Below are 11,696 nucleotides of genomic sequence, written 5' to 3'. Positions count from 1 at the left end.
GGGTTCAGCTCGTCAGGACGGTGAGGATCGGAGCCATGCAGAACTACGAGTGGGCGTCCCTGGCCGACGCACCGGTCCGCGAGCTCTTCCCCGGCATCCGATTGAGACCGCTGTGGTCCGGCGAGGTCGCGAAAGCGTTCGTCCTGCAGATGGACCCCGGCTCGACCTGGGAAGGTATCGACGTCCACGACCCCGGCCCGGAGGAGGTCTTCGTCGTCGACGGCGTCTTCAACGACGGACAGCGCGACTACCCGGCCGGCTCTTTCATCCACGCCCCGGCCGGGTCCTCACACATACCTCAGTCAGCCCAGGGCTGCACGCTGTTCTTGTTCTATCCCGAAGGTTAGTTCTCGGTACTGCGTAGCTCGGTGGGGGCGCCGTGGACGGCGGGGATCGAACCGAGCTTGCCGGCCTGGAAGTCCTCGAAGGCCTGGACCACCTCGGCGCGGGTGTTCATGACGAACGGGCCGGCCATGGCGATCGGCTCGCGGATCGGGCGGCCGCCGATGATCAGTACGTCGAGGTTCGGCTCGGCCTGCGGCTGGGTCGGCGCGGCCTGGGCGCGGATCGTGTCGCCGGGGCCGAAGACGGCGAGCTGGCCCTTGCGGAACGGGCGCCGCTCGGCGCCGACCGTACCCTGACCGGCGAGGACGTAGACGAGCGCGTTGTACTCCGGCTGCCACGGCAGCACCAGCTCGGCGCCGGGGCTGACCGTCGCGTGGACCAGCGTGATCGGGGTGTGCGTGCTGCCCGGGCCGTCGTGACCGTCGACCGAGCCGGCGATGACGCGGATCAGCGCGCCGCCGTCCGCGGTGGAGAGCAGGGCCGCGTCGCCACCACGGATGTCCTGGTAGCGCGGCGGCGCCCACTTCTGCGCCTTCGGCAGGTTCACCCAGAGCTGGATGCCGTGGAACAGGCCGCCGCTGAGGACGAGGTGCTCGGGCGGGGTCTCGATGTGCAGTAGGCCGCTGCCGGCGGTCATCCACTGGGTGTCGCCGTTGGAGATGACGCCGCCACCGCCGTTGGAGTCCTGATGCTCCATGATCCCGTCGAGCATGTAGGTGACGGTCTCGAAACCGCGGTGCGGGTGCCAGGGCGTGCCCTTCGGCTCGCCTGGCGCGTACTCGACCTCGCCCATCTGGTCCATGTGGATGAACGGGTCGAGATCGCGGAGGTCGACGCCGGCGAACGCACGACGTACCGGGAAGCCTTCGCCCTCGTAGCCGCTCGGCGCGGACGTCACCGACTTCACCGCGCGCTCCCGCGCGACGGCCGGATCCGGCTGGTGGACGCGGGGCAGGACGGTGATGTCGCTGACGGTCACGGCGGGCATGATGCGCTCCTCAGGCTTGGTAGTTCAAGAATAAACTATCTGCCCGAACCGCGGCAAGCGGGCGAGCATTCCCGGTAGGGCCCCGGCTCCAGGGCCCGGCTCCGGCCCTCGGCTCCCGCTCCCGCTCCCGGTTCCGGTGCCGGGTCCCGCTCCCGGGTCTCGGCTCTCGACTCCCGCTCCTGGGCTGCGGCGACCACCGGCTCCCAGTCGGCGGCCTCGCTTGAGCTTGCCACCGGCAAGTCTGTCGTCGCCATCGGCGGCTTCAGCGGAACGGACGACGCACCGACGCTGGCCCAGTTCAAGCAGTGGGTCGCCGAAGGCAAGATCCCCTACTACCTCGCCGGCGGACAGGCCGGCGGAGGGAGTCGCGCCGGTTCCTCCGCGGCGAGCGAGATCCAGTCCTGGGTCGAGTCGACGTACACCGCGACCACGGTCGGCAACACCACGGTGTACAAACTGACCAGCTAGACCCAGCGCGCCGCAGTACCCACCACCCGCGTGGGTGCTGCGGCGTGGCAGACTCTGGAGCCGTGACAGCGCAGATTCTGGACGGCAAGGCGACGGCGGCGGCGATCAAGGACGAGCTCAAGGTCCGGGTCGCGAAGCTGGCCGAGCAGGGCGTGGTGCCCGGGCTCGGCACGATCCTGGTCGGCGACGACCCGGGGAGCAAGGCGTACGTCGCCGGCAAGCACCGCGACTGCGCGGCGGTCGGCATCGCGTCGATCCAGGTCGAACTGCCCGACACCGCGACCCAGGACGAGATCGCCGCCGCGGTCGAGGAACTGAACGCGAACCCGGAGTGCACCGGCTTCATCGTCCAGCTCCCGCTCCCGAAGCACGTCGACACGAACACGATCCTCGGCCTGATCGACCCCGCGAAGGACGCCGACGGCCTGCACCCGAACAGCCTCGGCAAGCTCGTCCTCGGCCAGGACGGCCCGCTCCCGTGTACGCCGAAGGGCTGCGTCGAGATCCTGCGCCGGTACGACGTACCGATCGCCGGCGCGCACGTCGTGGTCGTCGGCCGTGGCGTCACCGCGGGCCGGCCGATGGGCCTGCTGTTCACGCGCAAGTCCGAGAACGCGACGGTCACCCAGTGCCACACCGGCACGCGCGACCTGGCGTCGGTCGTCCGCACCGGCGACATCGTGATCGCCGCCGCGGGTTCGGCCGGCCTGGTCACCGCAGACATGATCAAGCCCGGCGCAGTCCTCCTGGACGTAGGCACCAGCCGAAGCCCCGAAGGCAAAATCGTCGGCGACATCGCCCCAGAAGCCCGCGAAGCCGCAAGCTGGATCGCCCCCATGCCCGGCGGCATCGGCCCCATGACCCGAGCCATGCTCCTGACCAACGTAGTAGAAGCCGCCGAATCGAGCCTCCCCCAGTGAGCTCCCGGCCGCATGTGGTGAGCCTGGGGAGTGGTGTGGGGACGGTTGGAATGAGTGTGAAGTGCTGATGGCGGGTGAGGCCCAACGTCGGAGCCAGTGGCCGCTGGCGATAACTCTGCTGGTTGCCGCCACCGGGCTGGTGGTCCTCACCTTCTACAACTGGCGCAACGGCGTCTTCATCTTCGCCGCCGCCGTAGGCCTCGGCGGCCTCTTCCGAGCCGCCCTGACCGACACCGCCGCCGGCCTACTCCACGTCCGCGGCCGAGCCTTCGACACCACATTCCTCCTGCTGGCCGCAGCCGCAGTCGCCGTCCTCGGCTTGATCATCCCGAACTAGCCCACCGGTAGGCCGTTCTCGAGATACGCAGTCGCTCCAACCACCCGCACCCGCATCGCCGCCCCCACCCGAGCAAACGCCTCGCTGTCCAACAAACCCTCGGCTTCATCGAGGCTCACAAACCTCGCGCTCCGGATCTCCTCAGCCTGCAACTCAAGCTGACCGCTGCCCGCAATCACCCCTCCATCGAACAAAAACGCCACCACCTCGGTGAACTCCCCCTGCCGCCCCACCCAATCAGCAGCCAGCAAGGCCCCCGGCTCGACAGCCACCCCAAGCTCCTCCAAAACCTCCCGCCGAGCACCCGCCCGCGGCGACTCATCCCGCTCAACCACCCCCCCGGCAGATCCCAGCTGCTCTTGTACGTCGGCTCCACCACCAAGAACCGCCCGCCGGCATCAAACAACAAACAATCAGCAGCCATCCGCTTCCCCGGCAACCCCGCGCTGAAATGCATCCCCTCACCCAACACCAGATCCGCGATCTCTAGTCGGGTTTACCGGGACGGATCGGTCAGCGGCGCACCTGATAGAGCAGGTGAAGTACGCGGTTGCCCTGGATCGTCACGTCGGGATCCTCCAGCAGGTGTTGTGCGTGGAGCGATCCGAAGTAGCGCTTGCCGGAGCCGAACACGACGGGTACGACGTCCATCCGCACCTCGTCGACCAGGCCCGCGGCAAGTACCTGGCCACCGACGTCGCCGGCGGCGACCTCGACCACGCGGTCACCTGCGAGCTCCTGCGCCTTGGCCACGGCCGCCTGGACGCCGTCGACGAAGTGGAACGGCGCCTCGGGGTCCCAGCCGTCGGGCGCCGGCCGGTGCGTCACGACGACCACGTGGTCGATCCCGCCCGGAGGCTTGCCGTCCCAGCCGTCGGTGAGGTCGAAGACGTGGCGGCCGACGACAGTCACCCCGATCTGGTCCCAGTACGGCCGGGTGTAGTCGTACGACGTCTGCGACACCTTCACCTCGCCGCTCTCGTCCAACGCGACGTCACCGTTGGTCAGCCAGTCGAACAGCGGCCCGGGCTGGTCGTTCTCGTCCGCGACGAAGCCGTCCACCGACACCGAGCTGTACAGGACCACCTTGCCCACGGGGCTCTCCTCTGCTTTGGGGTGCCCTCAAATTAGCGTCTCGTGAGCCGTCGCTCTTGTAAGAAATCAATCGGCCGGCAGCGGCCAGCCGTCCATCGCGTGGCCGGGATGTTCGCGCAGGAACCGCCGCCGTACTTCGACGTACCGGGTCGGCGTGAGCCCGGTGAACGCCCGGAACTCGTGACCGAAGTGGGCCTGGTCGAAGTACCCTGCGCCACCGGCGAGGACGCCCCAGTCGATCGGCCCAGCGGGGTCGATCGCGAACACCGTCGCGGCGAAGCGGTACGTGCGCGCCAGCCGCTTCGGCGTGACGCCGACGAGCTCCTTGAACCGCTGTGCCAGATGAGTACTACTGACACCGGCCGCCACGCTCAGATCGCCGATCGCCACCGCCCCGCTGGCCGCCGCGATGACACTGCTCGTATGGCGAACCAGCCCCAAGCCGGCGGTCTCGCACAGCCGACGCATCAGCTCCTCCTCGAGCAGCGTCAGCATCTCCTGCGGTCCGCCCGCCGAGGCCAGCCGATCTTGCAACTCAGCAACGGCGGGCCGACCCCAAACCTGCTCGATCGTCACCGGCCGATCACACAGCTCGGCCGCAGGCATCGACAGGAACGACGCCGGCCCCCACGGCTTGAAGTGCACACCGACGGACCGCGTCCAGAGCGGATAGCCGAACTCCAAGGCGCGGGTGGGGGTCGTGACCACGCAGCCATCGGCGTACTCCACCGCCTCAAGCTCACCGCCGGCGCGAATGCGAAACGGCTCCCCGAGGTTGATGATGAGAAATGCCCCTGGCATCGGCGGCAACGTCAACCGGGCGTACGGCGACACACCCTCCAGGTAGTAAAGGTCATCAATCAGCCCATCCAGCGGCGACCGCGGCACTCTGGACACGTACTCCACACCCAACAGCATCGCCGAGAGCCCACCGACATCGCACGCCGGGATGGTCGAGCCGCACCACCGCCGGCGCCTATCCCGGACGAGCAGCCGGCCGCGGACATTGGTGTTGGTCACGCATGCTGCGTGAGCGAGCGACCTCGTGGAACGCCTTATAGATGTAGTTGTTGGGCGAGTTCGCCGACAGTCGGCCCATCAGCGCTACCGAAGCCACTGCGCATTGTGAAGTGCCGTTTGACTCACGGACGTCCCCCTAGGTAGCCACCCATGAGCGCCGTCCAGCAACCCCGGCGCCGGCCGGAATCACCCGGGCGGCAGCCCGGAAACTGCTCGCGGGTTTCCACGCCACAACCCAACTGCGCTCCGTAAGAGCGTGTCCTCCCCCGACCGCCGCCGAGGATCTGAGATTTCCGGAACATAAATGCCGCCTGGTGACATTTAATTTCCGGAGATCGAGGTGGGTTGAGCCCGCACGAGTGGGAGAGGGCGAAGCGGCCGCGGACGAGCAGTCCAACAACGACGTGCAGCTGCGTAGGACAAGCGGAGCCGACCACCAGCACCGCCCGCCACCAGGCGTCTACTCACGGGCGTCCACCTACGCAGTCACCCGCGAGCGCAGCGAGCAGCACGTGGCGCCAGCCGCAAACCGCGAGCCCAGCGAGCAACCCCGGCACCTGCCGGATGCGCCGGGCGCCAGCCCGGAAACTACGGGTGGGTGGGAGCGCTGCGAAGCACGCGCGGGACCTACCACCAGCACCACTCACCACCAACTCGTCTGCTCGTGGGGCGTCCACCTACGCAGTCACCCGCGAGCGCAGCGAGCAACACGCGGCGCCAGGCGCAAACCGCGAGCGCAGCGAGCAACCCCGGCGGCAGCCGGATGCACCCGGGCGGCAGCCCGGAAACCACCGGGCGGGTGGGAGCGCGTAGCAGCCGCGGACGAGGAGCGCAGCGACGACGTGCGGCTGCGTAGCACGCGTGGGATCGACCACCAGCACCCCTCACCACCCGTCCGTTTCCTCACGGGCGTCCACCTATGCACTCACCCGCGAGCGCAGCGAGCAACCCCGGCGGCAGCCGGATGCACCCGGGCGGCAGCCCGGAAACCACGGGTGGGTGGGAGCGCGCGTAGCAGCCGCGGACGAGGAGCGTAGCGACGGCGTGCGGCTGCGTAGCGTGCGTGGGGGTCTTCAGTTAGTGGAAGAAGTGGCGGGTGTTGGTGAAGTACATGGTGATGCCGGCTTTGGTGGCTGCTTCGATGGCGGCCTCGTCTCGGATGGAGCCGCCGGGCTGGACTACCGCCTTGACGCCGCCTTCGATGAGGACTTCCAGGCCGTCGGGGAACGGGAAGAAGGCGTCGGAGGCTGCGACTGAGCCCACCGCGCGGTCGCCGGCTCGGGAGACGGCAAGGCGGCAGGAGTCGACTCGATTGACCTGGCCCATGCCGACTCCGACCGACGCACCGTCGGAAGCCAGGAGGATTGCGTTGGACTTGACCGCCCGGCACGCCTTCCACGCGAACGCGAGGTCGGCCAGGACCTCCGGGGACGCCGCCGTACCAGCAGCCAACGTCCACGCGGCCGGGTCGTCTCCAGGAGCCTGGAACCGGTCGCGGTGCTGGAGCAGGAGGCCGCCGCTGATCGCCCGCATCTCCACCGGCTCGCCACCGTCAACAGCAGGCGCGACCAGCAGCCGGATGTTCTTCTTCCCCTGCAGTACCTCGACCGCTCCGTCTTCGAACCCAGGCGCGACCAGCACCTCGGTGAAGATCTCCGCGACCTGCTTCGCCAACTCGACGGACACCGGCCGGTTGGTTGCGATCACACCGCCGTACGCCGACACCGGGTCGCACTCGTGCGCGCGCCGATGCGCCTCGGCGATGTCCTTGCCCACAGCAATCCCGCACGGATTCGCGTGCTTGATGATCGCGACAGCCGGCTCACTGAAGTCATACGCCGTACGTCGAGCCGCGTCAGCATCGACGTAGTTGTTGTACGACATCTCCTTACCGTGCAACTGCTCCGCCGACGCCAACCCGCCGCGCCCGTTCACGTACAGGGCGGCCGGCTGATGCGGGTTCTCGCCATACCGCAGTACGGCGGACTTGTCCCAGGCCGAACCGACCCAAGCCGGGAACCCGGACCCCTCGGAGGTGTCCGTCAGCACGGACCCCATCCAGGACGCCACCGCGACGTCGTACTCCGCCGTATGCACAAACGCCTTCACGGCCAGCTGCTGCCGCTCCTCGAGCGAGAACCCGCCCTCGCCCAGCGCCGCAGAAACAGCCGCGTACTGCGAAGGCGACGTCACCACCGCCACGTTCGCGTGGTTCTTCGCCGCGCCCCGGACCATCGACGGCCCGCCGATGTCGATCTGCTCGACGCACTCATCCACCGACGCACCAGACGCCACCGTCTCGGTGAACGGATACAGGTTGCTGACCAGCAGCTCGAACGGCTCGACCCGCATCTCCCGCAGCTGCTCGACGTGCTCATCACGGCGTACGTCGGCCAGCAGCCCGGCGTGCACCATCGGGTGCAGCGTCTTGACCCGCCCGTCCAGGCACTCCGGGAACCCGGTCAGCTCCTCGACCTTCGTCACCGGTACGCCGGCCGCCGCGATCCGTGCCGCGGTGGAACCGGTCGACACCAGCTGGACACCGGCGGCGTGCAGCGCCGAGGCGAGCTCCTCCAGACCGGACTTGTCGTAGACGCTGATCAGCGCCCGGCGGATCGGCCTGCGGTCGGTGCTCACTTCAGTCGAACCTTTCGTCCGGTGATGGTCCAGCCGTTGCGGACCAGGCGGCCGACCCACTCCACCAGCTGGCGGCGCTCGACCTCCTTGATCCGCTCGGTCAGGGTTTCTTCGGTGTCGTCGTCCTCGACGGGTACGGCGACCTGCGCGATGATCGGCCCGGTGTCGACGCCACCGTCGACGAAGAACAGTGTCGCGCCGGCGACCTTCACGCCGTACTCGAGCGCGTCCCGCGGTCCGTGGATGCCGGGAAACGCGGGCAGCAGCGCGTTGTGCGTGTTGATGTACCGGTCGCCGAAGGCCGCGAGGAAGTCGTCGCCGACCAGCTTCAGGAACCCGGCCGACACCACCAGGTCGGGCTCATGAGCAGCCACCGACGCGGTCAGCGCCCGGTCCCACTCGGCCCGCTCGGCGTACTCCTTCACCTTGTGCACGAACGTCGGTACGCCGGCCGCCGCGGCCCGGTCCAGCCCCGCGATCCCGTCGCGGTCCGCGCCGACGGCGACGACGGCAGCGCCGTACGCCGGGTCCGCGCAGGCGTCGAGGAGAGCCTGAAGGTTCGACCCCGACCCGGAGACGAGCACGACAAGCCGCGCGGGTCGATCCTGGAGCACGGGGTCTGTCACGCGCCAGAGCCTATCGTCCGCCCCACGCCCGCCCGTCATCCGGTAGCCGGCAACCGTTCACCGGGTCAGTCCGCGAATCACCGGGTCAGTCCGCGAGCTGGTCCGTCTCGGCCGCGTCGACCAGCGGCCGCCGCGACGCGATCACCGCGGCCGTGACCGCCGCCCCGATCGCCATCCCGGCCGCCAGCACCCCGGCGGCCGGCAGCGCGCCCGGTACGCCGACCGCCGACATCCGCCCCGGCCCGGCCGATCCGCCCGACAACGCCATCAGCGCGAAGAGAATCACGCCGGCCAGCAGCGCCGCGATACATCCCCGCAGCGCATACGCGTCCCACCCGAGCGCGTCCGCGTCCCGCTCGGCGAGCCCACGCCGTACGACGACCAGCCCGGCGACCGCGCCCGCAACCAGGGGGACCACCGCGGTCAGCACCAACAGGTACGACGGAGTGGCGCCGTCGGCAGGTACTGCGGCCAGCAGCGGAAGCGCCGGCAGATTCCCCACGTCGACACCCGTCGGCGCGATCGTCGTACCGGTGCCGAGCTGGAAACCGGGCCCGGCCAGGAACGCGATCACATACACGATCACGTTCGGCACCAGCATCAGGCAGATCGCGAACAACACGACCGACCCGATCACCCCGGCGTCGAGCAGCTCGAGCATGCCGGTCACCCGGGAGAAGTGGATCGCGAGGAGTACGGCGTACAGGATCGAGGCGAACGCGAACACGCTCAGTACTGCGGCGAACGCGGCCGGCACCGTGTCGCGCAGGCCGGCCGGGGTCGCGTCCGCGATGTCCTCCCCGGCGCCGGACTCGACCAGGATCCCCGCCGTACCCGCGATCAAAGCCATCGATGCCGCACCGAGGAACGCGGACAGCGGCGAGACCTTGAGCGCGCCGTCGGAGGTGAGCAGCGCGATCAGGAGCGCGCCGAGGCCGTAAACGAGTGCGAAGGCTCCGGACAGCGCGATCAGGTCCTTGGTCCGATCGGCACCGCTGCTGCGGGCCGCCGACTTGCCGCCGCGATACAGGCACCAGGCCAAGAACAGCGTCAGACCGAGCGGCGCGACGCTGATCGTGCCGCCGCCGATCGTCACCCCGGCCTTGTGCGCAACCAGCCAGGCCGACGCCCCGGCCCGGATCGCGCCGGACGCACCGCCGAACGTCGCCGCCAGCCAGCCGATCACAGCCACCGCAGCGCAGGTCAGCAGGCCGGTGAGCAGGCAGGCGCCCGCCGAGATCACAGCCGAGACGACGAGCGGTTTCGTCCGGGCGGCGATCTCCGACGGGGTGGGCGAATCACCGTCCCGGGTGCCCGGGCGGCTGAGCGTGTCGGTCATCTGACTCCCATGGTCGCTCCGCATCCGGACAGCGCTCGTGCTGACACGCCGGTATGTGGGAGACTCCTCCCGCTCCTGCTCGGTCCGTACCTGTAGCTGGGTGGGAGCGGCATGGATTCACCGGGTACTGTCGGGTGGAATCAGTCAGGAGGTCGAGCTTTGGCCGGTTCCCACCGCGCACCGCGCGGCGGCGGTCGCGCCGCTGCCCGGGAGGCGCGCCGGCAGAAGGCGCGCAAGCGGAACCAGACCATCGCCGCGGGAGCTGCGGTCGTGGTGCTGGTCGGCGGCGGCGGAGTCGCGGCGCTGAACGCGTTCGGCGGCGACAACGACCCGGGTCCGAAGTCGAGCAACGGCCCGAAGGACGACAAGCCGAGCAACTCGAACGTCCTGTCCGACGACAAGGCGCTGCTGGACGCCGCGGGCGCGAAGACGCTCGGCGCGACCGGCGCCTGGACCGTGACGAAGACCGCGGATGGGGATTCGGCGCCGGAGAGCGCATTCGTGTGTCAGGTCCAGCGGTTCGCGGACCCGTCCGGACTGCGGACGTGGGTGCGGACGTTCCAGAACGCGACCACCAAGGAAACGGCTGTTCAGTACGTCGAGGTGTCGAACGACAAGGCGACCGCTTCGAAGACGTACACGTCGGTCGTGCACTGGTTGAGTCAATGCACGGCTGCTCAGACTCAGCTCGCGGCGGGGTACGTCACGAGTGGCGTCGGCGAGCGTGGGGTAATCGCGGTGTTCGGGCAGCCGGCCGGGGCGAAGACGAAGTACAAGACCGTCGCGGTGACGCAGGCCGGGCAGGCGACCATGGTGCTCGAGCACGACACGCTCGCGAGTGCGCCGCCCAAGCCGGCAGCTGTGCTTGCTACCGCTAACGCGGCCGCGAAGAAGATCTGCGAGCAGTCCGGTGGGTGCGGTGGTGGGTCGCCGGCCGCCAATCCTGCGCTGCTGCCGAATACGGACGCCCCTGGGTTCATGGCGTCGGTCGACCTGCCGGTGCTCACCGACGTGAAGAAGCCGTGGGTCGGGGCAGCGGCAAAGCCCGGTGGCACGGCCGGGTGCGAGAAAATCGACTTCAAGAAGGCGAAGGCGACCGGGTTCTCGAGCCAGACCTACGTGATGCCGGAAGCGGACGTGCCGACCGAGTTCGGTCTGGACGACACGGTCGCCAAGTTCGCGAGCGCGGCCGCCGCGACGGCGTTCGTGAACGGCGTCAGGAAGAACGTCGACGGGTGCGAGAAAGCACTCTCCAACGCGAGCGTCTCGTCCACCGGCACGATCTCCGCCGGCACGATCAAGGGCAAGAGCTGGAAGGCGTCGTACGACGCGGGCAACGGCAAGAAGTTCACGTACCGCATCGGGGTGGCCGGGTCCGGGACTCGTGCGGTGTACGTCGTCTTCCCCGTCCTCAAGTCCCTCGACATCACCGACGCCGCCTTCAACCAAACCCTCACCCGAGCTGCCGAACGCGCTGCGGCATACCCGTAAACCGCGTACTGGTAAGTCCGTCCCACGCGTGCTCCCACCCACCCTCCGGCTGACGCCGGCCTTTCTGCCAGCTACCGCTGGCGGGTTGCTCGCTACCGCTCGCGGGTGACTACCCCGGGCTGGCGCACTACTCGTCGTACTGCTGTTGTCGGGTGCTGCTGGTAGTCCCAGCGCGGTGCTACGCACGGCTCCTTCGTCGCCGAGCTACGCGCCGCCCCATCCACCCTGTTTGTTGGGGGCGAGTGCCCCGGTGTTCCCGGCGAGTGCCGGGGGTTCGCTCGCTACGCTCGCGGTGTTGCGAGCTGACGCTCGCGGTTTCCGGCTACCGCCGGGGTTGTGGGCTGTGTCAAGGATCTTGGACAGTTGTGGTGGGTGGTTGGTTAGGCGGCGGGGGTTGTTCGTTGGTGGTTGGTGAGGGCTTCGAACGGGG

11 protein-coding genes are annotated in these 11,696 nt (G+C 69.1%); 4 read left to right on the top strand and 7 right to left on the bottom strand.

The genetic code is table 11. The annotated features are described in order from the left end of the window. The first annotated feature begins 35 nt into the window (after positions 1-35). Positions 36-347, top strand: a complete 312-nt coding sequence (locus AB0E69_RS29435; RefSeq protein ID WP_360153159.1) for a cupin domain-containing protein — start codon at positions 36-38, stop codon at positions 345-347. On the opposite strand, the gene AB0E69_RS29430 is transcribed toward AB0E69_RS29435, so the two are convergent. Continuing rightward, positions 344-1,333, bottom strand: coding sequence for a pirin family protein (locus AB0E69_RS29430; protein ID WP_360153156.1), 990 nt, complete (start codon positions 1,331-1,333; stop codon positions 344-346). The genes AB0E69_RS29435 and AB0E69_RS29430 overlap by 4 nt on opposite strands. A 530-nt stretch (positions 1,334-1,863) precedes the next feature. On the opposite strand from AB0E69_RS29430, the gene AB0E69_RS29425 reads away from it, so the two are divergent. Together AB0E69_RS29425 and AB0E69_RS29420 are read left to right on the top strand one after the other, a co-directional pair. Next, complete coding sequence (locus AB0E69_RS29425) at positions 1,864-2,721, top strand: bifunctional methylenetetrahydrofolate dehydrogenase/methenyltetrahydrofolate cyclohydrolase (protein WP_360153153.1); 858 nt, start codon at positions 1,864-1,866, stop codon at positions 2,719-2,721. A gap of 67 nt (positions 2,722-2,788) precedes the next feature. Next, complete coding sequence (locus AB0E69_RS29420; protein ID WP_360154181.1) at positions 2,789-3,058, top strand: DUF3017 domain-containing protein; 270 nt, start codon at positions 2,789-2,791, stop codon at positions 3,056-3,058. On the opposite strand, the gene AB0E69_RS29415 is transcribed toward AB0E69_RS29420, so the two are convergent. The 6 genes from AB0E69_RS29415 to AB0E69_RS29390 form a co-directional block, all read right to left on the bottom strand. Next, on the bottom strand, positions 3,055-3,411 hold the full coding sequence (locus AB0E69_RS29415) for an NUDIX hydrolase (protein ID WP_360154178.1): 357 nt from the start codon (positions 3,409-3,411) through the stop codon (positions 3,055-3,057). The genes AB0E69_RS29420 and AB0E69_RS29415 overlap by 4 nt on opposite strands. Before the next feature lie 160 nt (positions 3,412-3,571). Beyond that, positions 3,572-4,153 carry a dihydrofolate reductase family protein gene (locus AB0E69_RS29410; protein ID WP_360153150.1) on the bottom strand — a complete coding sequence of 194 codons (582 nt, stop codon included), beginning with the start codon at positions 4,151-4,153 and terminating at the stop codon, positions 3,572-3,574. 66 nt (positions 4,154-4,219) lie between these two features. Next, on the bottom strand, positions 4,220-5,173 hold the full coding sequence (locus tag AB0E69_RS29405) for a helix-turn-helix domain-containing protein (RefSeq protein WP_360153147.1): 954 nt from the start codon (positions 5,171-5,173) through the stop codon (positions 4,220-4,222). Positions 5,174-6,250: 1,077 nt separating this feature from the next. After that, a complete protein-coding gene (gene purH / locus AB0E69_RS29400) occupies positions 6,251-7,810 on the bottom strand; it encodes a bifunctional phosphoribosylaminoimidazolecarboxamide formyltransferase/IMP cyclohydrolase (protein ID WP_360153144.1) in 1,560 nt (519 codons plus the stop codon). Next, positions 7,807-8,436 carry a phosphoribosylglycinamide formyltransferase gene (gene purN / locus AB0E69_RS29395; RefSeq protein ID WP_360153141.1) on the bottom strand — a complete coding sequence of 210 codons (630 nt, stop codon included), beginning with the start codon at positions 8,434-8,436 and terminating at the stop codon, positions 7,807-7,809. Before purN ends, purH begins: the two co-directional genes overlap by 4 nt. 85 nt (positions 8,437-8,521) lie before the next feature. Beyond that, positions 8,522-9,775 carry a DUF6350 family protein gene (locus AB0E69_RS29390; RefSeq protein ID WP_360153138.1) on the bottom strand — a complete coding sequence of 418 codons (1,254 nt, stop codon included), beginning with the start codon at positions 9,773-9,775 and terminating at the stop codon, positions 8,522-8,524. A gap of 159 nt (positions 9,776-9,934) precedes the next feature. Between AB0E69_RS29390 and AB0E69_RS29385 the strand changes: the two genes are divergently transcribed. Next, positions 9,935-11,266: a hypothetical protein gene (locus AB0E69_RS29385; RefSeq protein WP_360153135.1), complete on the top strand. Its 1,332-nt coding sequence runs from the start codon at positions 9,935-9,937 to the stop codon at positions 11,264-11,266. Positions 11,267-11,696 lie beyond the last annotated feature (430 nt).

Source organism: Kribbella sp. NPDC026611 (genome assembly GCF_040638345.1).
GTDB lineage: Bacteria > Actinomycetota > Actinomycetes > Propionibacteriales > Kribbellaceae > Kribbella.
The sequence above is the reverse complement of the archived record's forward strand: the minus strand, read 5'-3'. Positions and strand labels throughout refer to the sequence as shown.

Coding starts and splice junctions, on each gene's coding strand:
- AB0E69_RS29390 (WP_360153138.1), bottom strand. CDS start 9,775: ATGACCGACACGCTCAGCCGCCCGGGCACCCGGGACGGTGATTCGCCC.
- AB0E69_RS29430 (WP_360153156.1), bottom strand. CDS start 1,333: ATGCCCGCCGTGACCGTCAGCGACATCACCGTCCTGCCCCGCGTCCAC.
- AB0E69_RS29420 (WP_360154181.1), top strand. CDS start 2,789: ATGGCGGGTGAGGCCCAACGTCGGAGCCAGTGGCCGCTGGCGATAACT.
- AB0E69_RS29435 (WP_360153159.1), top strand. CDS start 36: ATGCAGAACTACGAGTGGGCGTCCCTGGCCGACGCACCGGTCCGCGAG.